Origin of the sequence: Polyangium sp. y55x31 (assembly GCF_029946505.1) — a bacterium.
GTDB lineage: Bacteria > Myxococcota_A > Polyangia > Polyangiales > Polyangiaceae > Polyangium.
In genome coordinates this window covers 58,311-82,466 of record NZ_JARZHG010000047.1, presented here as the reverse complement: position 1 = coordinate 82,466, position 24,156 = coordinate 58,311, and the positions used below count along the sequence as shown (strand labels likewise).

Genomic DNA, 24,156 nt, shown 5'->3' with positions numbered 1-24,156 from the left:
GCTTGATCTCTGGCGCACACTCATCGAAGATCGAACGACTGTGGCACACTTGCCGGGAGAGACCTGCCGATGACGTTCTTCCGAACGGGCCATGGCCTCTTCCAGTTCGGGAGGCAAAAGCGCCTCGACAGGCACGGGATCCTCGCCTTTTTGCGCAGCGTCGCCGTCGATCGCCGCGGCATGTTGGAGCTGCGGCGCATCCTCGCCGAGGAGCTGCATCGCACCGCGATCCACAACCTGCGCGACGAGCTCGTGATCGAGCAGCTCGCCGATCGTTACCTGCGCGGCTCGCTCACGCTCGTCCACGTGCGCCCGCTCGACATCGGCATCGAGCTCGAAGGCTTCATGGTCGAGGGCGCGGACGCGACGCCCCTGACCGGCCCGAAGAACGAGGCCGGCGACCTGCGCCCCGCGCCCGAGGTGCCGCCCGAGTATCCGGTCCTCGCGCGTGTCGAGTCCGATCAGGTCATCGACTCCACGCTGAAGCTCGTCGCGAAGCTCGGCGATCTGCTCTTCAACGCATTCGGCCTCCAGAAGCGCCCCTCGACGCTCGCGCAGGCGCTCGTGCAGCTCGCGATCGACGAGGGCAGCGGCGTCAAGCTCGCGAACACGAAGGTCGATCTCGGCCTCGGCTTGCAGCTCCATCCGCAGGGCCAGGTCCTCGTCCCGAGCCCGCAGGTCAAGGACGCGTACGTCGCTGCGGCGGCCGAAATCGCGGCCGGTCCACGTCCGGCGGCGAAGGGCCTCATCGATTTGATGCTGCCGCTTTCGCGCGTCGACACGAGCCGCCGCTTCGACAACCCCACCGGCGACATGTCGGCGAAGAACGAAGCGTCCCCGGAAGAGGCCCCGAAGGCGCCGGCGCCCGCGCCGCCGGAAGAGAAGCCAAACCGCTGGATCTTCTCGCTCTGAAGCGTGGTCAGCGCACGACCCGGAGGGCGCCGCCCTCACGCGCGACGTAGACCGGGATCTTGAATCGCCCGCCGGCCTTGTTCGGGAGCGTCGAGAGCAGCGGGCGCTTCGGCTTGCGTACGAGCTCCCAGATTCGACCTTCACACATCGACACCGGCAGGATCTCCGCCTCGTCGAACGCGAGATCCATCGGCCCCGGGAGCAGGTTGTTCTGCACGAAGCCCACGAATTCGTCGCGCATGCGGGCCTCCGTCTGGTCGTACGCGGCCCCGTAATCGCGGAGCTTCGGCGCGAACTCCTTCACGAGCCCGGCCACGTCCGCCGCGGCGAACAGATCCCGAAGGTGCGTCGCGTAGGCGAGCAGCGGCTCCGGATCCTCGATGATCTCCGCCTCCCGGAAGAGCTCCGGGAATGCCGGCCCCTCGTTGTCGAATTCGAGCTTCATGAGCAGGGGGATCGAAGGGACCGCGCCGGCGAGCGCCGTTCGCAGGTCGATCGGCAGCACGATCTCCCCGCCCGCGTCCGGCGCCACGATGTCCCCTTTCTGATACGCCGACACCGAGCCCGTGATGTCGATGTCGAGCGGCGAGCTCATCCCCTCGCGCGTGATCGTCGGCAGCGCCTGGATTTCGAGCACGTTCCCCTTGCCGACGAGGAGCTGATTGATCGGCGGCGCCACGCTGATCGGCGCGCGCGCGTCCACGGCCAAAAGCTGAAAGCCGTTCAGCGTGATCCGCGCGAGGCAGGCGCGCAGCGTGAGGTTCAGGTGGAAGATGGGCTTGCCCGGCATGGTCCTATGTGCACCTGTCCAGGAGCTCCTTGCACGGGTCGATATAACTGCCCGTGATGATCACATCGAGCTCCTTGTTGACGAAGTTCAGGAAGGCTTTGTCTTCGACCCAGTCCCGCGACCAGTCCCTCTTGCCGAGCACGTCGAGCCGTTGCCGGATGTCGTGCGCGAGCCCCTCGATCGATCGCGTATCGCGCAGGATGTCGCTCCGGCTGTCGATCTTCGCCGTGAGCTTCTCCGCGATCTCGTCGGCCGTCCACTCCTTGTCGGGGACGAACATCTGGCCGGACGGCGTGACGACCCGCACGTCCCAGCCTTCGGTCATCTTGTCTTTCAGGATCGACTTGATGGCGCTCCGGCTGGCGACGGGCGGCTCGTAAGGTTTGTCCGGCCACTTGAAGCTCCCGAGATCCTGCCCGTCGACGAGCGACTGCTCGGATTCGTAGGAGCCGAGCGAGCCGCCCTCGCCCACCGAGGCGTTGATCTTCCCTTTGAGCCCCGTCCATTCCATCGATCCCGCGATCGAGGCGCCCTTCTCCATGTGCAGCTCGAACGTGCCGGTGATCTCCAGCGCCGTCTCGAACGTGCCCTCGACTTGGACCCAGTTGCCCGCCTCGAAGCGTGCCCCCACGGCCCCCGTGATGGTCAATTTCAGCGGGACCTCGAGCGCCATCGCCGCCCCAGGCTTGATTCGCTCCGCGCTCAGGCCGATCTTCAGCTCGCCGTCGATCTTCGCGAAGACCTGCGCCTTGAAGCCGCACTCGATTCCCACGCCGACCTCGAGGGAGATCGCGAAGAGGACGAGCTCGATGTTCCCCTTGATCCAGAGATACGTCCGGTAATCGGTGTACTCCTTCATCCCCCATTCGAGCTCGAACGAGCCCTGGAAGAGCTGGACGTTGACCTCGGCGTACCATCCCACCTTGGGCACGCGGTCTTGAATGGTCGCGATGATCTGCAGCGCCTGTTTGGCCACCTTGACGATCGAGAGGATCTCTTTCGCCTTCTTGACGATCTCGCTCTTGAGGGTGACGCCGTCGCAGGTCAGCTCGATGGGGTCCCGCTCCGTCGGTTTCGTCTTGGTGCTGCTCTTCGCGGCGAGCTGCTGCGCGGCGATCATCTGCGAGGCGGTCACCGCCACCGCGGTCGTCTGGGTCGCCTTCTGCTTCTGGGTCGTCGTGTTCTTCCAGCCGCTGACTTCCTTCTCGAGCGTCGCCGTCTTTTTCTGCGCGACGGCGACGCCCTTGGGGCCGACGACCACCTGGGTCTGGGTCTCGAGCTTCGCGCCCGCCTTGTAGCCGCGCATCGGGGGAAGCTTGATGGAGAGCTTCCACTCGTTCGGCCGATAGCTGGCCACGGTGATCGGCTTCGAGAGACCCTTGACCTCGTACACCGTCTCCTGGGTCAAATTCTTCCAGAACGTGCCCTCGAGGACGTTCGTGAGCGCGGCACCCTTGAACGGAGCATCGAACTCGTAGTGCGTGTAGCCGTCACTCTTCGGCGCGGCCTTCACCGACGTGTTCTCGCCGCGGCACGTGACGACGAGCGCACCCGGCGATGGCGTCGCGCTGTCCCGGTGCATCACGGTCACCGTGTCGTCGCCGACCACCTCCAGGCGGTACTGGTTCTTCACGGCGCGCTGCCGGCCGTCGATATCGTCCTTGCAGAGGAGGACGAGCTCGCTGTACGCCGTTTGCGGGGTCACGGTCCCCTGCTGCTTCGGCTTCTCGTCGGGCTTCTCGTCGTCGGGCGGATCGTCGTCGGCCGGCTGGTTCTCCGCCGGCGGCGCTTGCAGGAGCGAGAGCATGCGCCAGTGCTCGATCAAGCCGATCGGATGCAGGTGCCAGACTTTGTCCTTCGCGGGCAAACCGGCGCTCGATGCGTCCCCCCAGAAGCCGAGCTTCTTGATGTAGTCGCGCGTCGCCGTGAGCGACGCGCCGTCGAGGTTCCAGGGCGGACCCGACAAACGATCGAGCCCTGGTATCTCGCCGGCCCACTCCGTCGGGTGCAGGCACGCGAGGCGACGTAGCTTCTGCGCGACGGCGGGGTCTTTCACGGCCGCCTTGATCTCCTCCGCCGTCACCTTCCCGTCTTTGTTCGCGTCGACGAGCGCGAGCAGCCCCTTGGCGTCACAGAGCCCATCCTGGCTGAACCCTGCTGGATCCTCGATTTGTTGCCAGCGCGGCCAGTCGTACGGCGAGAGGAGCTTCGCGTCCTTGTCGATCTCGACCCAGCCTTTGCTGCCGCCGCACTCCACCTCTTGCCAGGTCTTGCCTTGCTTGTCCTTGCAGACCCGCGCATCGGTCGCGGGCAAGGCGTCCGTGAAGATGTCCTCCGCGGCCGTCCCCGCGCCGTCCTCGAACGTGAACGCGCCGTCGGGTTTGTCCTTGTACAGGACCGCGAGCGCCGCCTTCAACGTGTACCGCGACGTCGTCCCGTTCCAATCGCCGAGCGCGTCGCGCTTCGCCCAGCCCGTGCGTTTGTCCTGCTCCGCCTTCGGCAGCGTGAAGCGCACCTGGCGATCGGTGTCGCCCTTCTCCGCGACGTAGTAGAGTTTGTCGCCCTTCTTCGCGTCGATCGTGATCGTCGCGCCCCCGCCCGGCTGGGTCGTGAGCGTCGTCAGCGGCGCTTCCAGCGCGTACGACTGGGTCGCTTTGTCATACGGCCCGAGGTTGCTGCGCTTCGTCCAGCCCACGATCTCGGCGCACGCCACCTTGCGCAGATCGCCGGGCGGTTGTTCGACGAGGCGCAGCCGCGAGCCCACCGGCATGTCCACCTTCACCTCGGGCGGCGTCGTGGTCTTGCGCGTCTTCAGCTTCGTGCCGGCCGCGATCTTGAGGAGCCCCTTGCCGCCCTGGTCGCCCTTGGGGTTCTTCATGAACCCCGCGTCGCCGGTCAGCACCTCGAAATGCACCGTCGAAGGCCGCGTGAAGAACACGCCGGGATACCCGAGGACCGTGCCCGCCGCGACCGGGATCTTGCAATTGACGACCTGATCGAGCTTCTCGGGTTCGAGCTTGAACTCGTACTTGACGCTGGGTTTGTCCCCGGTGCGTACGTACACCGTGCCGCCCCCCGCGAGCTCGTACCATCCATCGACGAGCTTGCCTCCGGGCGCGACGGCGTTCGGGTTCTTGAACGTGATCTGCTCGCCGAGCTTCGCGACCCGGAGGACATCGGTCCCCTTGCCCGCCTTGCGCACGTTGAGCCCGCCCGCGTCCTCGCTGGTGGCGATCGTGAACACGTGCTTCTTGAACATCGCGGGCGGGTTTTTTTTCTGCGCGTCGCCGTACTCCTCGAAAGGCAGGAGATGCACGGCGAGCGAGAAGAGCTCGAGCTTCGCGCCCTTCGGCGTGTATCGCTCGTGCCGCACGAGCACGAAGCCGTTCGAATACCGCATCGTCTCATCGAGGAGCTTCACCTCGAGCGCCTTCTTGTTGATGCGATAGGCGACCACGTCGCCGTCGGCGATGGCCTGGACCGCGTCGCCGCTCGCGTCGAGGTGGATACCGCCGTGCCAGAAATTGTTGGCCCCGATCGGGAAGAACCCGCCCTCGCCGCCCTCGTTCAGCGAATAATGCGCCTCGGCGTCCTTGCCGACGATCGGGAAGACGATGCCGGCGCTCGTGCTCGACGGCGCGAGGAAGTCCCCCTCGACGAGCGTGTAAATGAGCGAGCGCGTGCCGTCCTTCGACGGTTTGTCCGAGAGCTCGTTGTTGATCGTGCCCTTGATCGAGGCGTCCGACTCGACGATCTTGATGAACTCGAGGTACTTGTCGATCCCCGCGATCACCTGGCAGCCCGCGGACCACGCGCCGCTGCGGTCCGCGGGCACGAGGCCGGTGTCGCCGCCGTAATGGATGTTGATGTCGCCCGCGTCGTAGGCCTTGTCCGAGGTCTCGCCGACCTGCCCGACCTTGTTCTCGTCCGTGACGAGCGTCGTCCGCACGGTGGGGTTCGGGCGGAGCGCGCGGTAGTTCTTCTTGCTCAGGTCCTGCCGCTTCTTGACGTCCTTCAGGCTGACGTGGGTCGCGTACCGCGAGATGCCGTGATTGCCGAGCGCATATTTGTGCTGCCCGAGCAGGAGCACCGACGAGCTGCCCGCGATCGTCCACTCCGTCGTGCACTGATAAAGCGAGACCTTCTTCGTCCCTTCCTTCGTCTTGTAGACGAGGAACATGCAATCGTCGTACTTCGTGTTCGTGCTCGGGACCGGCTTCCTCTTCGCGTGATCGAAGCCGCGCGCGGACAGGACGTTCACGCGGCCGTTCTCGTCCTGGAAATCGTACTCGGCCTTCCCCTCGTTGCCGAACCGCTTCTGCGCCCGCTTCCACGCGTCGCGCAGGTGATCGTAGAGCATGTCGTCCGACATCGTGGCGAGGTCGAACTCTTGCGTCGGCTCGCGGTAGACGATGTCGGGATGCGGCTCGTCGTTCGCCGGCTCGTCGTCATCGTCGTCGGCGTGCTTCTTCAGGAAATCCGAGCGGTCGATGATGCGCCAGTTGTACCCGCCGCGCTGGTTCGCCGTGTACGTGCCGTCCGCGTTCTTCGGCTTCTGCTTCTTGAGGTTGGTATTGTCCTGCCAGTAGTCGAGGTCGTGGATGAGCGCGCAGAAGTCCGCGTAATCGTTTTCCTTGATGCACGCGATGAGGCGCGGGTGCTTCGTGCTGAGGTCGCCGCGATACGCGAGGTCGACGAGGACCTCTTTCATCACCGTCGGATACTTCGACCAATCGCCGCCGTTGTCCGCGACCCTCGTCTTCGCCTTGTCGACGTACGTCGGATAGATCTTCTCGTAGAGCGTCTTCGCGACGTCCTTCGTGATCTTCGGGAGGGTGCCGACGTTCGCCGCGACCCAATTCTTGGCGTCGTTGCCCTTTTTCCCCGCGCCGGCGCTGAGCTTCTCCGCGTCCGCCGCAGGCACGCCCGCGGCGACGAGGTCGGCCTTCACCTCGGCCTTGGACCGGTTGCCCATGTCGTAGCCGGCCCCGAGCGTCACGCCGGACGCGTCCGACTCGGGCCAATGCACCTTCAGGACATCGCTGCTGTTGCCCCCCTCGACGGCGAACGTGAGCTCGGAAAAAGAGGGGAACTTATGGGTGCCGCTCATGATGCCACCGGACGTGGGATGATACACGTCGGGGCCGCGGATCACTCCATCAAAAAGCCCATCCGCGCGAAGCGCAGGAGCTTCTGCTCGGTGATCTCGGCGAACACCTCGGGCTCGACGCAAGGCGCGCCGTTCATCTCCACCGACACCACGCCGCGACGCGCGTCTTCGAGCGCCGCCTCCGTGAGCGCCGCGGCGTCACGCGTCCCATCCATGCGCGCGAGGATCGCCCGATCGAACGTGTCGACCTGCACGCCCTCGTGCAGGAGCGTGGTGCAAAACGGGCTGCCGACGCTCGCCTGATAACGCGCGAACGGGAAGGCGCGCGGGCGTTCGGCCGGCACCCGGGCCACGGGTTTCGGGGACGCCCAGAGCCGGATCGCGCCCTTCGTGTAGAGCCCGAGGAGGTTTCGCGCGAGCCGCGCCCGCGCTTCGCCCTCGAACGCCGCGAGCCCGAGCTTCTCGCCGGTCTGCCAGGCGAGCGTATCGAACGCGAGCCCGCCCGGCGCGTGCTCGGCGAGCGTGACGAGCGCGGCCTTGAGCGTCGCTTGATCCGTGGCGATCGCCCCGCCCGGCCCGACGAACGTCTCCTCCACGCCCTCCGTGAGGTCCGGCGCCGTGGCCCCGGGCGCGAGTGGTGAGGCGAGCACGAGCGAGACGATTCGATCGGCCGTGACACGTGGCGAGAGCGGGGCGTCGTCGCGGCAGAGGATGGCGCGGCGAAAACAGCGGAGCTCGAGGAGGTCGAGCGATTGCTGGATCGCGATCGGGTCGCGGCTGCCCGCCCGCGCCCAGACGGCCTCCGCGGCGGCGGGCCCGAGGCGCTCGGGAAAAACGAGCGGCACGTGGGCGTCGGTGACGAACGCGAGCCCCGCGCTTTCCATGTCGCGGGCGAAATCGGAGAAATATTCGGCGTGGTTGTTCTCGACGAGGTGCTCGCCGAGCAGGTAATGGTCCGAGAGCTCGGCGAGGGTCTGAAGCTCGCCCGCGAGCCAGGCGCGGCTGGGATCGGAGCCCGCGGCCTCGGTGCCGAGGAACCCGAGAAATGCGCGCGCCTTCGCCACGCGCTCGGCAGCCGATCCGTCGGTACCCACTTCACGCCGGAGCATGTCGCGGATCGCGCCGCGCATGTGCCAGCCGGGGAGGGTATTGAAGCTGATGTAGGCGAGGCCGTGGGGCGCGAGGTGGCGCCGGACGACGCGTCGAATGGCTTTGCGCGCGTCCTCGGGGACCCACGAGTAGACGCCGTGGCAGACGATGTAATCGAAGGACGCGGGCTCGTCCTCGAATTCGCGGATGTCGGCGAGGTGGAGGGCGAGGTTTTCGAGCCGGGCGCCCTCGGCGTGTTTTCGCGCGACGGCGAGCGAGTCCTCGGCGCGGTCGAGGGCGACGAAGCGGCTCTCGGGGAAGGCGGCGGCCATGGGCAGGACGTTGCCGCCGGTGGCGGTGCCGATCTCGAGGACGCGGCATCGAGCAGGCGAGGCGGGCCGGAGGCCAAAGAGGACGCCGATCGCGCCGAGGTGGTCGGGGTGCGTCTCGGCGAAGGGCAGGGCCTCGTAGAAATAATCCTCGTTCGCCTCGGCCAAGCGCGTCCTCCGGAAGGGCCGGCCACCTTGGCGGGATCGAGGAGCGGGCGCAAGTGTTTGCCTTGAAGGGCCGGTAGGCCGCATGCTGCGCGCTCGCCGGTCGCGCGTATGGATGGGCTCTCGTTGATTCTGGTCGCCGTCGTCGCGGGGCTCGCGCTCGTGGTCGTGGTGCTTCTGCGATCCCGAGGCGCGCTCGCGCGGGAGCTTGGGGCCGCGCGGGAGGAGGCGCGGGCGCTGGCGAAAGCGGCGGCTGAGGTGAAGCGGGCTCTGCCGGAGGCGGAAGCGGAAGCGGCGGCGGAAGCGGAGGCGGAGGCGCGGGCGGACGCGGAAAAGCGGGCGCGAGAGCTCTCCGCGGCACGGGAAGACCTCCAGAACCGTGACCGCGAGCTTTCCTCCCTCCGGGAAGACGCCCAGGCACGCGACCGCGAGCTTTCCGACGCGAGGGAACGAGCCGGGGCGCTCGACCGCGAGCTTTCCGACGCGAGGGAACGAGCCGGGGCGCTCGACCGCGAGCTTTCCGACGCGAGGGAACGAGCCGAGGCGCGTGACCGCGAGCTTTCCGACGCGAGGGAACGAGCCGAGGCGCGTGACCGCGAGCTTTCCGACGCGAGGGAACGAGCCGAGGCGCTCGACCGCGAGCTTTCCGACGCGAGGGAACGAGCCGAGGCGCTCGACCGCGAGCTTTCCGACGCGAGGGAGGCCCTTTCGGCGCGTGAACGTGAGCTTTCCGACGCCCGGAGCACGACCGACGACCGGGGAGGGGACCTCTCCGCCGCGATGCGCCGCATCGAGGAGCTGACGCGCGCCCATCGGCAAGCCGAGCAGGACGTCGAGTCGCTGTCGATCCAGAAAGACGCCTTCGCCGCGGAGGTGCGCGCGCTCCGGGACGAGCTCGAGCGCCGCAAGAAGGCCGCCGAGGCCGCCGCCGCGGCCGCCGCCGCCGCCGAGGGAAGACCGCTCCCCGCGCCGCCGTCCCGGCAGACAGCCAAGAAGCCGCCGCCGCCCGAGCCGATCACCGCGTTTTTCTGCCTGATCTGCGGGGAGGGGAGCTCGGGGGCGAAGCCGCACCGCTGCCTCGTCGAGGAGGCGGAGCTCGCGAAGAAGAAGGCGCAGGCGACGGGGAAGCGGTAGGCGGGCGGGGAGGGGCGGGGCGCCCGGGCGGGCGCCCCGCGTGCGCGGAGGGTCAGAGCGGCGGGGCGGCGATGGCGATCTGCTCGCGGCCCTGGACGCCGGTGACCGCGCTCGTCGAGACGCTGGTCCCGTCGTACCGGGCGTGCGTGAGCTGCTTCGGGTTGGCGTTCAAGGTGTAGAGCACCTCAACGAGCTTGCCGCCCCGACCGCGTGCCACGGAGGGAGCGCCGTCGATGGCCGCGCCGGAGATGTTGATCGCCGTGCCGGACCAGGTGTTCGTCGCGCCGTCGTAGATGCTCAGGAGCACGTTGTTCGACGCGCCGTCGCGCCACACGAGCGCAGCCTTGTTGTTCGGCAGGGCGACGAGTGAGGGCCGGTAGGCCGTGGAGCCGCCGGTGTTCACCGTCACCGAGCCGTTGGCGGTGCTCCAGCTCCCCGCGACCGTGCTGATTCGCGAGTGGAGCGCGTTCGTGACCGGCGTGTTCTTGAAGAACACGGCGAGCACCGCGCCCGTCGACATCGTCACGACCTCGGGCGGCGCGGCGCCGAGGACCGCCGTCGTGTCGAGCGAGGTCTTCGAGCCCCAGCCTCCCGAGTTCTCCGAATAGAAGAGCTGGGGCGTCGTGTTGTCGATGTACACCGCATACGGGTTCGCGCCCCGGAACGTGAGGTCGGGCTGGACCTTCGCGTCCGAGTTGAGGAGCGTCAGGATGTTCACGCCGCCGGCCCAGGTCCCCAGCGTGGCGTTGTGTTGCCGCGACTGGAGGACGATGCCCTGGCGATAGGCCGTGACGAACGCGTTCAGCCCGGGGACGCCCGCGGCGACGGGAGATCCGTCGATTGCGTTCGCGGAGCTCGTGTTGCCGTCGACGTCCGCAATGGTCGTCCACGTGCTCCCGTTCCACCGGGCGAACTTGTATTCGCCCGAGTTGCCCGAGTCGCGCAGGACGACGAGGCCGTTGCCGGAGCCGTTCATCGCCGCGCCCGGCGCCGTGGTCATCCGCGGGCCGCTCTGCGACGCGGTCGTCCACGACGGCGACGAGGCCGACGCGTCGAACGTGCCGACGTACGGGTCGGCGTTGTTCGTGCCGGCGACGAGGATCAGGAAGCAACTGCCGCACGTCAGGTTGCCGCAATCGATCCCGGTCTCGTCGCCATTCATCACGCCGTCCGTGCACGTCGGGGCTGCGCACGTATTGTTCGTGCAGACCTTGCTCGTGCAATCGAGCGGCATGATGCAGTTCTCGCCCGGGTCGCAGGCGGTCGGGCACGTACCGCCGCAATCGATGTCGGTCTCGTCCCCGTTCGCGAACGTGTCCGAGCAGTCCGGCGCCGCGCACAGCATCGTGCTCGGATTGCAGAAGCCGCTCGAGCAATCCGCGTCGGTGTCGCACGCCTCGCCGTCCGCCACCTCGCAGACGCCCGCGCCGTTGCACTCCGTGGTGCACGTGTTCTCGGGGTCCGTGTCCGCGGAGTGCGGGACGCACAGCCCGAGCATGCCGCCCTGGTTGCACGACTCGCAACCGCCGCCGCACGCGCCGTTGCAGCAGACGCCGTCCGCGCAGAAGCCGCTCGCGCATTGCGCGTCGAGCGAGCACGAGGCGCCGAGATCCGCCTCGCACGCGCCGGCGCCGTTGCACTCGCCGATCGCGCACTCGTTGCCGGTCTCGAGGTTCGCCTTGACCGGATCACACGAGCCGTCCATGCCGCCCGTCAAGATCGCGGTGCAGGCGACGCAGAGCCCGGTGCACGCGGCATTGCAGCAGACGTTGTCTGCGCAGGAGCCGCTCGCGCATTCCGCGTTCTGCGAGCACGAAGCGCCGAGGGCGACCTGGCAAGCGCCCGCGCCGTTGCACGCGCCCGTCGGGCATTCGTTGCCGGTCTCGGACCCCGCCTTGACCGGAGCACAAGTGCCGTCCGTGCCGTTCGTCAGGGCCGCGGTGCAGGCCAAGCACGTGCCGGTGCAAGCGCTGTTGCAGCAGACGCCGTCGGCGCAGAAGCCGCTCGCGCATTGCGCGTCGAGCGTGCACGAGGTGCCGAGACCGACCTCGCACGCGCCGGCGCCGTTGCACTCGCCGTTCGGGCACTCGTTGCCGGTCTCGGCGTTCGCCTTGACCGGAGCGCACGTGCCATCCGTGCCGTTCGTCAGGGCCGCGGTGCAGGCGAAGCACGTCCCGCTGCAGGCGGTGTCGCAGCAGACGCCGTCGACGCAGTGGCTGCTCGCGCATTGCGAATCGAGCGTGCAGACCGTGCCGTTCGCGACCTCGCATGCACCCGCGCCGTTGCACTCGCCGGTCGGGCATTCGTTGGCGGTCTCGGCGTTCGCCTTGACCGGAGCGCACGTGCCGTCCGTGCCGTTCGTCAGGGCCGCGCTGCAGGCGACGCAGGTCGCGTCGCACGCAGCGTTGCAGCAGACGCCGTCCACGCAGAAGTTGCTCGCGCAATCCGTATTCATCGCGCAGGCGTCGCCGAGGCCCTTCTTGCAGCCGCCCGCGCCGTCGCAGACCGCCGCGCCCGCGCACTCGTTCGCCGGGTCGACCCCGAACGGAACGTTCGCGCACATGCCCAGCGAGCCCGCCACGTTGCACGCCTTGCACGTGCCCGAGCAGGTGCTCTCGCAGCAGTAGCCGTCGGTGCAGAAGCCGCTCAGGCATTCGCCGTTGCCGCCGCAGGACGAGCCGTTGACCTTCACGCAGGCGCCGCTGCCGTTGCACACGTCCGCGCCGTTGCACTCGTTGGCCGGGTCGGTGTTCGTCGGGACGTTGCTGCAGATGCCCGGCGACGCGCCGAGGTTGCACGTCTTGCACGTGCCGGAGCAGGCGTTCTCGCAGCAGACGTTGTCCACGCAGAAGCCCGTGAGGCATTCGGCGTTCAACGTGCAGCCCGTGCCGTTCACCTTCTTGCAGACGCCAGTCGCGTCGCAGGTCGCGCCCGCGCCGCAGGTGTCCTGCTGGCCCGCGACGACCGCCGCGCAGGTGCCGACGGAGCCGGCCTTGTTGCACGTCTGGCAATCGCCGTTGCACGCCGAGTTGCAGCAGACGCCGTCCACGCAGATGCCGCTCTGGCATTCGCCGTTCGCGGCGCAGGCCGACCCGTTCGGCTCCTCGCAATCACCGAACGCGTTGCACTCGGCGGCGCACTCGTTGTCGGGGTCGCTGTTCGTCGCGACGTTCGCGCAGACGCCGTTCACGCCGTTCGTCTTCGCCGCGGAGCACGCCTTGCACGTGCCGCCGCAGGCGCTGTTGCAGCAGACGTTGTCGACGCAGAAGCCGGACTGGCACTCGTTGCCCATCGAGCAAGCCGACCCGTCGCCGAGCAGGCCGCAGGCGCCCATGCCATTACAAGCCGCGGCGCCCGAGCACTCGTTGTCGGGGTCGAGGCCACTCGTGATGGGCGAGCAGGTGCCGTTCGCGCCGCTGCTCTTCGCCGCGCTGCAAGCCGAGCAGAGGCCCGTGCAGGCGGTGTTGCAGCAGAACCCGTCGACGCAGAAGGTGCTGAAGCACTCCGCGTTCGTGGCGCACGGCTGGCCGTTCGCGTCGACGCACTTGCCCGAGCCGTTGCAGACCTGGATGCCGCTGCAGGCGGGCTGCGTGTCGGGCATGCCGCTCGGGATGTTCGCGCAGACGCCGAGGCTGCTCGGCAGCGCGCAGCTCTTGCATTCGTCGGTGCAGGCGCTGGAGCAGCAGACGCCGTCGACGCAGTTGCCCGACGTGCACTCGTTCGCGGACGAGCACATGAGGCCGTTCGCCTTCTTCGGCTCGCACGCCATGCCCTTGCAGAAGTTGCCCGTCGCGCAGTCGGTGTCGGACGTGCAGGTCAGGTTGCAATTGCCGCCGTTGCAAGCGTAGGCGTTGCAGCTCTGCGTGCCGCCGTCGATGCATTGCCCGACGCCGTTGCAGGTATCGGGGTTCGCCTTCGTGCTCTGGCCGGAGCAGGAGGCGACGGCGCAGGTCGTGCCGTTCGCGTAGAGCGAGCAGGTGCCCTGGCCGCTGCAGAAGCCGGTGTTGCCGCAGGTCGCCGCGGGCTCCTGCACGCACTCGTTCTGCGGGTCGGTGGCGGCCGCGATGGGACCACATTCACCGTTGTTCCCGCCGCCCTTCAGCGCCGACGAGCAAGCCTGGCAGGTGCCCGTGCAGGCCGAGTTGCAGCAGACGCCGTCCACGCAGAAGCCCGTCGAGCACTGCGCGTTCGAGCTGCAGGGATTGCCCGTGATGATCTGGCAGGCGCCGAGCCCGTCGCAGGCGCCCGGGTTGCATTCGTTCGCCGGGTCCTGGTTCAAGGGCACGTTCGCGCAGGTGCCGACGCTGTTCGGCACGTTGCACGCGCGGCAGGTGCCGCTGCAATCGGTGTTGCAGCAGACGCCGTCCACGCAATGGCCGCTCTGGCATTGCGCGCCGGTCATGCACGCCGTGCCGTCCGGCGCCTCGCACGCCTTGGCGCCGTTGCATTCGCCGGCGGCGCACTCGTTGCTCGGATCGAGGTTCGAGCCGATCGGGCCGCAGACGCCGTCGACGCCCGAGCCCTTCAGCGCGGCCGAGCAAGCCTCGCAGAGGCCCGAGCAGGGCGTGTCGCAGCAGAAGCCGTCGACGCAGATGTTGTTCGCGCACTGGCTCGGCATGGTGCACGGCGTGCTGACCGTGCCCTGGCAGGTGCCGTTGCCGGCGCAGGCGCCGTTCGGGCACTCGTTCGCCGGGTCGCCGTTCGCCGGGATCGGCGAGCAGGTGCCGAGGGTGCCCGCGAGGTCGCAGGCGAGGCAGGTGCCGAGGCAGCTCGTGTTGCAGCAGACGCCGTCGACGCAGTTGCCGCTGGCGCATTGCGCGTTCACGGTGCACGAGCTGCCGATGATCTTCTGGCACTGGCCGAGGCCGTCGCAGGAGCCGTTCGGGCACTCGTTCGCCGGGTCCTGGTTCGTCGCGATCGTCGTGCAGGTGCCGAGGCTGCCCGAGACGTTGCACGCGAGGCAGGTGCCGCCGCAGGCGTCGTTGCAGCAGACGCCGTCGACGCAGTTGCCGCTCTGGCATTGCGAGGCGAGCGCGCAGCTCTGGCCGTTCGTCCTCTTGAGCTGGCACTGCGGCGCATTGCAGTAATACCCCGTCGCGCACTCGCCGTCGGCCACGCAGGCCGTCTTGCAAGCGCTGCCGACGCAGGCGTACGGCGTGCAGTCCTTCTCGACCTTCTCGAGGCAGGCGCCGTTGCCGTCGCAGATGTCGGCCTGGTTCTCGGTCGCCGGGCCGCTGCAGCTCGCGGGCTCGCACGTCGTGCCGGCCGGGTAGTTCGCGCAGGAGCCGCCGATGCAGACGCCCGTGGACTTGCAGGTCGCCGGCAGGTTCGTCGCGCAGTCGTTGTCGGGGTCGGTGTTGTCGGAGACGGAGCCGCAGAAGCCGTTCGCGCCGCCGCCCTTCAAGGCGTTCGTGCACGCCTGGCAGGCGCCGTTGCAGGCCTCGTTGCAGCAGACGCCGTCGACGCAGTAGCCGCTCGCGCACTCGGCCGTCTTGCCGCAGCTCTCGCCGAGCTCCTTCTGCGTGCAGATCTTCGTGGCCTGGTTGCAGAGGTCGGTGACGCAGTCGGAGTTCGTCCCGCAGCTATCGCCGACTTTGCACTTCGTCGGGCAGACGACGCCGCAGTCCTTGTCCGCCTCGAAGCCGTTCTTGAAGCCGTCGTTGCAGGTCGGCGAGATGCAGATCGAGCCGACGCAGTTGCCGCTCTCGCAGTCGATGCCGACCTTGCACTTCTTGCCGTCGGCGCATTTCTCGGCGCAGCTACCGCCGCAGTTGATGTCGGTCTCGTTGCCGTTCTGCGAGTTGTCGTTGTTGTTCGTGCAGCAGAACTGGCCGTCGTCCGTGACGCCGTTGCAATCGTCGTCGGTGCCGTCGCAGTCCTCGGCGAGCGTGTTCGGCTGGACGTTCGGCACGCACTTCGGCGTGGTGTCGCCGATCTCGCACTTCTTCGTGCCGGCGTGGCAGGGCGTGCCGGCGTATTGCGGCAGGAAGCAGACCTCGCCGACGCCGCTGACGCCGTCGTCCTTCTGGCCGTTGCAATCGTCGTCGAGGCCGTTGCAGATCTCGACGGTGGGGATCTTCTGGCCCGTGCAGGTCTTGAACTGGCCGTTCACGCAGGCCTGCTTGCCGGGGATGCAGGTGCCTTGCCCCGCCGTGCCGGGCGGGCCGTCGTAGCAGTCCTGCTCGGTCCCGTTCACGCACAAGCAGGGGCTGCCCGGCGAGCCGACGTTGTCGATGATGCCGTTGCAATCGTCGTCGTTCTGGCCGTCGCACACGTCCTGCGGCGCGGGCAGGACCGCGTCCTTGCAGGTGCCGAACTGGCCGTTCGTGCACGTGCGCGTGCCGCAGGCGCAGATGCCCTTGAGGTCGGGCGGGCAGTCGATCTCGTTGCCCGCGTCGTCGAAGTAACACGGCTGCTTCTGGCCCGTGGCGCAGGAGCAGGGGCTGCCGACCTCGCCGAGGTCGTCCGTGTTGCCGTCGCAATCGTTGTCGACGTTGTCGCAGATCTCGATGACCGGCAGCACCTGGTTGATGCACTTGCCCCACTGGCCGCCGAGGCAGGTCTGCGTGCCGCCCTTGCAGGGCTGGGGCAGGGGCTTCGTCGGATCCGCGACGGGGCCGCCATAACAGTATTGCTGCTCGCCCTCCTCGCAGGGCAGGCCCTCGTCGACCTCGCCGTCGCAGTCGTTGTCGTAGCCGTCGGGCTTCTCGATGGCCGGCAAGACGTCGTTCTGGCATTGCCCCCACGTGCTGTTCACGCAGTTCTGGAGGCCGTCGTGGCAGAGGCCCTTGTTGCGGGTCGAGGGCGCGCCGGTGTAACACACCTTCTGGGTGGCCGCGCCTTCGCCCTCGGCGATGCACTTGCAATCGCCGCTGTCGTCCTCGTCGACGGAGCCGTCGCAGTCGTTGTCGAGGGCGTCGCCGCAGGTATCGGCCGGCTGCGGATTGCCGGGAGCGCACTGGGTGACGGGCAGCCCGTCCGCGTCGCAGGCGTCCACGAAGACGCGGCACGCGCCCTCGCCGCACTCGAGGGGCTCGAGCGACTGGCCGCTCGCGCACGGATTGTCGATGTAATCCGTCTCGATCCCGAGGATGTTCGTACAGCTCGAGACGGCCGAGAGGCCGACCAGGAGCAAGAGCCAGTAAGCCAAGTGCTTGCGATTCACCATTGGACATCAACCTCCACGGTGCCCGCGCTCGGGCCCATGGTCGCTCCCACTCTGACCTTCGGCTCCGCGCTCCCGAACTTCGAGGGCGGCGGCTCGGTGAAATAAAGGACGACGCCGGTGCCCAGCGCCGCGAGGCCGACGGGGAAAAGCACGGTGCTGATCATGCCCGTGATGGCGGCCGTGTCCTTCGCCCCCTGGCCCGTCGCGTTGCAGATCTTGCCGCGACAATTCTGCTCGATCGGCTCCTTCTGGGCCCACGTGATGACGCCCGTCACGACCCCGCCGAGAATGCCCACCGCGCCGATGCCGCCGAGCGTGTACGCCGCGACGCGCCGCCCCGAGATCCCGGGATCGAGCGAGGGCATGAGCGAAGGCACGGGCTGCAGGGGTTTGGCCGTCTTCGTGGGGTCCCCGTTGCTCTTGCCCTCGGGCGGGATGTTCACGTCGACGATGCGGTTCTCCCCCTCGCGCAAGGTGAACTTCGTGAACATCGAGACGCGGCCCGGGATCTCCGTCGTGAGCACGTGCTCGCCCGGATCGATGAGCAGCGGCACGCCGATCGCGACCTGCACGAGCGGGCCGTCTTCGAGCGGTTTGCGCAGCACGCGTGTCGTGCCGGGTGCGTCGCGCGGAACCTTGAGCACGACCTTGGGGATACGTTTTTCGAGGGCCTCGCGTCGCGCGGAGGCGGCCTCTTCGTTGTCGCGTTCTGCCTTCTGTTCGGTGTCGGAGAGCTGGCCGAACGTGGCGAGGTAGTCGTCGTAGTGCACCGCGGCCGTGGCGATGCGCCCCCACTTGTCGTAACACTGCGCGATGCGGTAGAGGGTCGTGGGGCGCGGATCCTCGCGGTACATCTGCTTCAGCGCCTTGCACGCCTCGGCGTAGCGACCTGCGTCGAGATCTTCCTGCGCTTTGTCGGACGCGTTTTTCGGCGAAGCAGGCGCGTCCGCGCCCGTGTCCTGCGCCCATGCTCGTCCGGTCCCGGCGTGAAACACCGCAAGACCTGCGAGAAACCACAATATACACCGCATCGTGTGGGATGTTACAGGGCGATCGCGCAGCGGATCAAGAACATTGCTGCGAGCGAAGGGCGTTTGATGTGGCGCTCTTTTTCGTGTGGCTTCGTACGCGATCCAGCCCGAGGCGAACGTGCCGTCGGCTTGTGCGAGGCGTGAAACTTTGAGAACGTGGCGCGTGCTGGAGGGGCGCGAACGAGCGCACCACCCGCGTCGTCCGCCGCGTCGCCTCGCGTTGAAAGCATCACATCGTGCGTTCCTTCTCGAAACGGCATCTCTCCGCGGCGCTCGCAGGCGCGCTTTTCGCACTGGCCACGCCGGCCACGGCGCGCCCGGACGAACCCGCGCCGGCCACGGCGCGCCCGGACGAACCCGCGCCGGCCGCGGCGCGCCCGGACGAACCCGCGCCGTCCCCCGCGCCCGAGGACACGGCAATCGCCATTGAGGAAAAACCCCCGGCGCCCGCGCCCGCGACCCGCCCGGCCACGCGGCCCGCGCCGCCCGCGCCGAAGGATCCGCCCCCGCCGCCGGCTCGCTCGTCGACGGTCCCGTACAGCCTCGCCGTCTTCGGCCTCGGCGCGGCGTTCATCGTGGCCGGCGGCGTCATGATGGGCGTCGCGGAGACGAGCGACGAGCGATGCGGCGTCGCCGGTTGTTATGGCGTGCTCGACCCGCAGCTCGACTTCGCCGGCAGGCTCCTTCTCGCCGGCGGCATCGGTATGGGCATCGGCTCCGGGGTGGCCGTGCTCGTCGGGCTCGGGACCGACGGGAGACCCGGCCCACGGCGGAGCGATCAGCTCACGGAGATGGGCATCTTCGCGACGGCCCTCGGCGCGGGCCTCGGCGGCGTGAGCCTCGCGTCCGCGATGGCCGACGAATACAAGCTCGAGGGTTTGCCGGATCCGTTCGCCTCCCGGGCCCTCGCCCTCGCGCTCGTGAGCACCGCCGCGGGGATGGGCTTCTGGATCTACGGCGCACGTAGCGCGCCGACCTCCACCGCCGCGTCTTTGCGCGTGGGGCCGACCTCCGCGCAGTTCACGGTACGCTACTGATCGCCATGGCCTCGTCCTCGCCCGCCGCGCCTCTCCTCGCCGCCTCCTTGTCTGCGCTCGCGCTCGTCGCTTGCCGCGGCGAGGGGGGCAACCTGCTCGTCGATTTTTTGAACCCCGAGGTCGAGCTCTCCACGCGCGAGGACGGTCGCGTGCAGCTCGACGGCGCCTTCGATCTCACGGCCACCCTCGTCACGTGGAGCGAGGAGGACGAGGCCGAGATCTGGCTCGACAAACTCGACGTGACCACGACCGACAGCCCCCTCGTGCCGGTCGTCTCCGAGATCCACGTGCCCGGTGGAGATTCGCTGTTTCCGCTGGAAACCGAGGTATATAACGATGCGACGGTCCGCGTCCCGTTCACGGGCCTGAGCCTGAAGGCGCCCGGCGACGAGCTCGCGTGGCTCTGCTCGATCGGCCGGCCCATGGAGCTCCAGGGCGCGGTGTACGACGCCGAGACCGCCAACGTGCAGGCCTTTTACGACTCGGCAACGCCGCTCCAGCCGCTGCCGACCGAGATCACGTTTTCCCGCAAGGACGCCGCCGCGGGGCCGCTCCTGCCGCGCTTCGTCTCGATCCCCCCGCAGCTCCCGGGCAGCTTTCTCCCCGCAATCGAGGTCGAGCACGCGTGGGGCGGGTTCGTCTTCGGCGGCCACTTCGTCGACGGGGTGAACCTCGGCGATCGGATCGTCGCGGCGGACGGCGGGGGCGCGGCGGGGCTCGTCCGGTTCGATGCGCAGGGGAAGATCCTTTGGGATCGAACGTTCGGTTCGACGGGCGCGGACGGGGTCTCCTCGCTTTCGGCGCTGGAAGGCGGCGAGCTCTTCGTCGCGGGCCATTTCACGACGAAGATCGATCTCGGCGCGGGCGTCATCCTGAACAACACGGGAGGACGCGGCTATTTCGTGGCACGCATGTCGGACGCGGGCACCGCCGCGTGGAGCGCCGGGTTCGTCGAGGACGGGCTGTTCCCGCTCGAAGCCTGCAACCCGCCGATCCCGCGCGTCGCGGCGCGCCCGGATGGAGGCGTGAGCCTCGCGAAGAGCCTCTACGGCACGATCCCGTTCCCCGACGGCCCGGTCGAGGCCACGCCGCCCTCGGATTACTGCTCCGCGGACCTGCTCCTCACCGCGTACGACGCCGCGGGCGCGCTGCTTTACGTGCGCCGTTACGGCGACGAGTTCGATCAGCAGGCCCTCGACGTCGTGGCCGACGCGCAAGGCAATACCTGGGTCGTGGGTTTGACCGCCGGCGTGCTCGATCTCGGCAATGGCCTTTCGCCCATCGTGGGCCCCGCGTTCTCTGCGCCGGGGGAGTCGAAGCTCTTCGTCGCGGCGTTTGATCCCCAAGGCACGCCGATCCTCGCGCGCGAGTTCGGGCAAGTCCGCGCGCGCCAGGGCTACCAGGTGCGCCTCGCGGCGCGGCCCGGGGGCGGGGTCGTGGCGGCGGGGCCTTTCACCGGCGTGATCGATCTCGGCCAAGAGGTCGTCGCGAGCTCGGGCATGAGCGACGATGGGTTCGTCGTGGCGTTCGATGGCGACGGCCAGGTGATCTGGGGGCAACACTTCGATCACGCGGCGAGCAATTTCGTGGAGGCGTTCACGCTCGGCGACGTGGCGGTCGCCGAGGACGGGCGCGTGGTCCTCGCAGGTCGCGCGACGTCGGGCTTCAGCGTCGGCGGCGAGCCGCTCCCAGGCGGCACCCCGAGCTTCGGCGCGGGCGTCGGCAGCGCGCTCTTCGCGTTCACCCTCGACCCCGCGGGCGCGCCGCTCGGGTATCGGATCCTCTCGTGCAACGCGGGGCTCATGGGCCTCGACGTGGAAGAGGGCGAGGTGTCGATCGTGAGCGCGGTCTTCGGGTTCTCCGAGGGGGAAAACGGCCTCCTTCCTCGGAACGACGGCGCCCTCTGGATCGGCCGGCTCGCGCTCGATCCCTGACGACCGGCGCGCGCGCAAGAGGCCGCTCTCCAGGCGAGAGCGGCCCGCGCGAGGACGAGTTTGTCCTCGTCGTGATCGGTGATTTACTTCTTGGCGGGGGCGGGCGCAGCGGCGGGCGCGGCAGGCTCGGCGCCGTGGCCGGCGTGCGGATCGGTCGCGGCGGCCTCGGGATCGACTGCGATTCCCTTGCGCGTCGTCTTCGTCAGCGGGCCCTCGATGGGCTTTCCGTCCTTGTCGACGAGCTCGAGCGTGACCTCGTAGTCGCCTTTGGGCAGGTCCTTTGCGACCTTCGGGGCCCAGGTGGTGAACTCGCCCGTGAGCGGCGTCGTCAGGCTCGGGCCGGCGATCGTGTATTTGACCTTCTCGCCTTTGTCGAGCGCCGTGCCGAAGAGATAAAAATCGATGAGCAGCTCCTTGCCCATCGCGCCCTTGTTTTCGCCCTTGGGCCGGCTGTAGACGACGTGGGGCTTCTTCGGGTCGAACGTGCTCTTGCCCTTCTTGCCGACCCAGAACGTCACGAGCTGCTGCGCGCCCTTGCCCTTGACCGACTCGTGCGTGGCGCGGCTCGCGAACGCGACGAGCGTGTGCTCGCCCTCCTTGAGCTCGGTGCCTGCGGGCAGCAGCTCGGAGACCTTCACGGGCTTCTTCGTGTCGTAGATCGCCTTGTACGGGAGGTCGTCGAGGATCAGGTGGACGTGCGGCCCCTTCTCGACCGTGGCCCAGTCCTTCACGTCGAGCTTGATCTCGAAGTCCTTCGCCTTGGCCAGGTCTCCGATCGACGCGTCGTTCTTCGGCGCCGTGATCTTCACGCTCGGCAGCGGCTTCGGGTCCTCGCTCGGCTTCATGTCCTCGACCACGGGCGGCGGGGGCGCGGGCTTCTTCGCCTCGGTCGTGGTCGTCGTGCTCGTCGTCGTCGCGGCCGTGGTGGCTGCGGGCTCGGGCGTCTTTGTGGCCGTCGTCTCGGCCGGCTTCGCCTCCTCCGTCGACGGGTTCTTCACCTCGGTCTCCCCGCCGCCGCACGCGAAAGCGCTTGCGACGAGGGAGAGCATCCCGACAAACGATAACGTGGTTTTCATGGTCCGCCCCTGTAACGCGAAGGCGGGGCCGCGTCGAGGGGTGGATGGCGGGTTTTTCGCCCTCCGTGCCCTCCGTTCAGGGGTCGAAGCCACGGCCGTGGCCCCGGAGGGTGGCCTCGACGCACCCGTCGTCGACGGACCTAGAGCGCGCGCCGCTCCGCGCGGGGTGGGTTTTACGCCAACGTCAGTAGAAAAATGCCGCGCAGCAGCCCTCTTGATTGTCACATTGCCCCGTCGGCTCCGTGCACGTCCCGAGCAGGGACGTATTCGACCGGCAGGCGCACTGCCATGTGCCGTCGTCGAGCTTGGCGCATGACGTCCGCAGCTCGCCGACCCCCGCGCAGGTCGTCGCGCTCGTACACGTCTCGGGGGCGTTCGTGCCGCTTTGCCCCGTGCACCCGGCCGTATCGCTCCGCGTTTGTCCTTGCGCGCAGGCCCGGAACGCGTCCTCCTCGGCCTTGCAACTGGCCGGCGCCACGACCTGCGTCGGCATACACGTGAAATCCGCTTTCCGATCCGCCCAGCAGCCGAGCAGCGTTTCGAACGCGCTTTTGCACGCCTCGTCCGCGCCGAGGTAGTCCGCGCAATCCTCCGCGCAGTCTGCCCACACGAAGCAGTTGATCTGCGCGACGTGATCGCAGAGCTCGCCGCACCGCGCCGGGGGCAGCGGCTCGCCGCCGCCGCTGCCGCCCGTGCCGCTCGTCGTGGAGGGAGGAGGGGGCTCTTCCGTGCCGCATGCGACGAGCCCCAAGATCGTCCCGAGGACGAGCATTTTCCAGCCGATACCGATTCGCATCGAGCGACTATAGGCCGGCGCGGTCGTCCTCGAAAAGCGCGTTGTTCAGCGCTTCCGCAGCGCTTCCGGCACGCGGGCGAACGTCTCCGGCGCGTCGGCAGCGGCCCATGCAACCGTGGCCACGGCCCCGACGACCTGATCGAGATCCTCCTTCGTGACCTTGTCGAGCGTGTCGTTCGCCGTGTGGTGCACGTCGAAGTAGTTCGTCGCGTCCTGGTGCAGATCCACGAGCGGCACGGCCGCGGCGCGCAGCGGGATGAGGTCGGCGCCGCCGTGCGCCGGGCCCTTGTCGTACTGGAGCCCGAGCGGAGTGACGAGGCTCGCGATCCGCTCGGCGAGGGGCCGCGACGCCTCGTCGATGAGGAAGCGCGTCGTGTGCGCGCGGCCCGCGCCGAGATCGATCTCGAGGGCGAGCTGGTGCTTGTCGAGCTCGGCCGCGTGGTCCTTGGCGTACGCGAAGGCGCCGCGCAGGCCGTTCTCCTCGTTGGCGAAGAGCACCACGCGGATCGTGCGCCGCGGCCGCGCGCCGAGGCCGAGCACGAGCCTCGCGGCCTCGACGACGGCCGCGCATCCGGCGCCGTCGTCGATCGCGCCTCGCCCGAGGTCCCACGCGTCGAGGTGCGCGCCGATGAGGACGATCTCGTCGGGCTTCTCGCGCCCCTTCACCTCGCCGATCACGTTCGCGCTCTCGGCGTCGGGCAAGAGCTTCGCGCCGAGCGAGAAGCTCACGCGGACGGGTTTGCCCTGACCGACGAGGCGCTCGAGGAGCTCGGCGTCGGGCACGGAGATCGCGGCGGCCGGGATCTTGGGGACGTCCTTTTCGTAGGCCATGGCGCCCGTGTGCGGGAGCCTGTCGTGATCGGTGCCGAGCGAGCGGAGGAGCACGCCGATCGCGCCTTTCTTGGCGGCGGCGACGGCGCCGCGGTGGCGGATCCCGGCGACCTTGCCGTACCCCGAGCCGTCTTTCGTGCGGGTCATGGCGGCCGAGAAGAAGACGATCTTGCCCTTGACCTTGGCCTCGTCCATCGCGGCCATCGCGTCGAGCGACTCGACCATGACGATCTCGCCTTCGAGCCCCTTACCGGGCGTCCCGACGCTCCCGCCGAGCGCGGTGATCGCGAGGGTGTGGCCGTGGGGCGCGAGGATACGCCCGCTCTCCGGGCCGCGCTCCCAATGCGGGACCATGACCTTTTCGGCGCGTACGTTTTCGAGCCCTTTTTCCTTCATGGTGCGGAGGGCCCAGGCGACGGCGGCCTTGTCCCCGAGCGACCCCGCGAGCCGCGGCCCGACCTCGTCGACGAGCGAACGGACCATGTCGTACGCGCGCGAGTCGACCTGCGCGGCGATCTGGAGTTTGTCGACGTTCGGATCGCGGGGGACGGCGGGGGCGGGCGCGGCGGCGGAGGCGGTCGCGGGCGCGGCGGCAGAGGCGGATGGGGCCGCGGCGGCGGGGGCGGGCGCGGCGGCGGGCGCGGGGACGCGCTCGGGGGTCGGGATTTCTGCGGCCGAGCAGGCCGCGAGGGAGAGCGTGGCGAGGAGGAGTGCGCTTTGGGCGGACATCGCGGGGCGCGAGTTTGGCGCAAGT

At 68.8% G+C, this 24,156-nt stretch carries 12 protein-coding genes; 4 read left to right on the top strand and 8 right to left on the bottom strand.

What is annotated here, in order from left to right; all coding sequences use genetic code 11:
* Positions 1 to 69 precede the first annotated feature (69 nt).
* Positions 70 to 912, top strand: coding sequence for a hypothetical protein (locus QHF84_RS44240; RefSeq protein WP_281319641.1), 843 nt, complete (start codon positions 70 to 72; stop codon positions 910 to 912).
* Between the two features lie 7 nt (positions 913 to 919).
* Here QHF84_RS44240 and QHF84_RS44235 read toward each other — a convergent pair whose 3' ends face one another.
* The 3 genes from QHF84_RS44235 to QHF84_RS44225 are packed head-to-tail and all read right to left on the bottom strand — an operon-like array spanning position 920 to position 8,398.
* Entirely contained in the window at positions 920 to 1,702 is a 783-nt protein-coding gene (locus tag QHF84_RS44235) for a hypothetical protein (protein WP_281319640.1), read from the bottom strand.
* A 4-nt stretch (positions 1,703 to 1,706) separates the two neighbouring features.
* The gene (locus QHF84_RS44230) at positions 1,707 to 6,812 is read right to left on the bottom strand and encodes a pesticin C-terminus-like muramidase (RefSeq protein ID WP_281319639.1); all 5,106 of its coding nucleotides are present in this window, start codon (positions 6,810 to 6,812) and stop codon (positions 1,707 to 1,709) included.
* 41 nt (positions 6,813 to 6,853) lie between these two features.
* Entirely contained in the window at positions 6,854 to 8,398 is a 1,545-nt protein-coding gene (locus QHF84_RS44225) for a methyltransferase regulatory domain-containing protein (RefSeq protein WP_281319638.1), read from the bottom strand.
* Positions 8,399 to 8,506: 108 nt separating this feature from the next.
* Here QHF84_RS44225 and QHF84_RS44220 point away from each other — a divergent pair, with 108 nt between their 5' ends.
* On the top strand, positions 8,507 to 9,529 hold the full coding sequence (locus QHF84_RS44220) for a hypothetical protein (protein WP_281319637.1): 1,023 nt from the start codon (positions 8,507 to 8,509) through the stop codon (positions 9,527 to 9,529).
* 52 nt (positions 9,530 to 9,581) lie between these two features.
* Here QHF84_RS44220 and QHF84_RS44215 read toward each other — a convergent pair whose 3' ends face one another.
* Positions 9,582 to 16,697 (bottom strand): MopE-related protein, encoded by a 7,116-nt coding sequence (locus QHF84_RS44215; protein ID WP_281319636.1) that lies wholly within the window; start codon positions 16,695 to 16,697, stop codon positions 9,582 to 9,584.
* A complete protein-coding gene (locus QHF84_RS44210) occupies positions 16,691 to 17,728 on the bottom strand; it encodes a hypothetical protein (protein ID WP_281319635.1) in 1,038 nt (345 codons plus the stop codon). The genes QHF84_RS44215 and QHF84_RS44210 overlap by 7 nt, the downstream gene beginning before the upstream one ends.
* 236 nt (positions 17,729 to 17,964) lie before the next feature.
* Between QHF84_RS44210 and QHF84_RS44205 the strand changes: the two genes are divergently transcribed.
* Positions 17,965 to 18,765: a hypothetical protein gene (locus QHF84_RS44205; protein ID WP_281319634.1), complete on the top strand. Its 801-nt coding sequence runs from the start codon at positions 17,965 to 17,967 to the stop codon at positions 18,763 to 18,765.
* Positions 18,766 to 18,770: 5 nt separating this feature from the next.
* The gene (locus QHF84_RS44200) at positions 18,771 to 20,699 is read left to right on the top strand and encodes a hypothetical protein (RefSeq protein ID WP_281319633.1); all 1,929 of its coding nucleotides are present in this window, start codon (positions 18,771 to 18,773) and stop codon (positions 20,697 to 20,699) included.
* An 83-nt stretch (positions 20,700 to 20,782) separates the two neighbouring features.
* On the opposite strand, the gene QHF84_RS44195 is transcribed toward QHF84_RS44200, so the two are convergent.
* The 3 genes from QHF84_RS44195 to QHF84_RS44185 all read right to left on the bottom strand — a co-directional run bounded on the left by QHF84_RS44195 (position 20,783) and on the right by QHF84_RS44185 (position 24,131).
* Positions 20,783 to 21,775, bottom strand: a complete 993-nt coding sequence (locus QHF84_RS44195; RefSeq protein ID WP_281319632.1) for a hypothetical protein — start codon at positions 21,773 to 21,775, stop codon at positions 20,783 to 20,785.
* Positions 21,776 to 21,959: 184 nt separating this feature from the next.
* Positions 21,960 to 22,571, bottom strand: coding sequence for a hypothetical protein (locus QHF84_RS44190; protein WP_281319631.1), 612 nt, complete (start codon positions 22,569 to 22,571; stop codon positions 21,960 to 21,962).
* A 45-nt stretch (positions 22,572 to 22,616) separates the two neighbouring features.
* Complete coding sequence (locus tag QHF84_RS44185; RefSeq protein WP_281319630.1) at positions 22,617 to 24,131, bottom strand: M20/M25/M40 family metallo-hydrolase; 1,515 nt, start codon at positions 24,129 to 24,131, stop codon at positions 22,617 to 22,619.
* Positions 24,132 to 24,156: the final 25 nt, after the last annotated feature.

Coding starts and splice junctions, on each gene's coding strand:
- QHF84_RS44240 (WP_281319641.1), top strand. CDS start 70: ATGACGTTCTTCCGAACGGGCCATGGCCTCTTCCAGTTCGGGAGGCAA.
- QHF84_RS44235 (WP_281319640.1), bottom strand. CDS start 1,702: ATGCCGGGCAAGCCCATCTTCCACCTGAACCTCACGCTGCGCGCCTGC.
- QHF84_RS44230 (WP_281319639.1), bottom strand. CDS start 6,812: ATGAGCGGCACCCATAAGTTCCCCTCTTTTTCCGAGCTCACGTTCGCC.
- QHF84_RS44195 (WP_281319632.1), bottom strand. CDS start 21,775: ATGAAAACCACGTTATCGTTTGTCGGGATGCTCTCCCTCGTCGCAAGC.
- QHF84_RS44215 (WP_281319636.1), bottom strand. CDS start 16,697: ATGGTGAATCGCAAGCACTTGGCTTACTGGCTCTTGCTCCTGGTCGGC.
- QHF84_RS44190 (WP_281319631.1), bottom strand. CDS start 22,571: ATGCGAATCGGTATCGGCTGGAAAATGCTCGTCCTCGGGACGATCTTG.
- QHF84_RS44200 (WP_281319633.1), top strand. CDS start 18,771: ATGGCCTCGTCCTCGCCCGCCGCGCCTCTCCTCGCCGCCTCCTTGTCT.
- QHF84_RS44210 (WP_281319635.1), bottom strand. CDS start 17,728: ATGCGGTGTATATTGTGGTTTCTCGCAGGTCTTGCGGTGTTTCACGCC.
- QHF84_RS44185 (WP_281319630.1), bottom strand. CDS start 24,131: ATGTCCGCCCAAAGCGCACTCCTCCTCGCCACGCTCTCCCTCGCGGCC.
- QHF84_RS44220 (WP_281319637.1), top strand. CDS start 8,507: ATGGATGGGCTCTCGTTGATTCTGGTCGCCGTCGTCGCGGGGCTCGCG.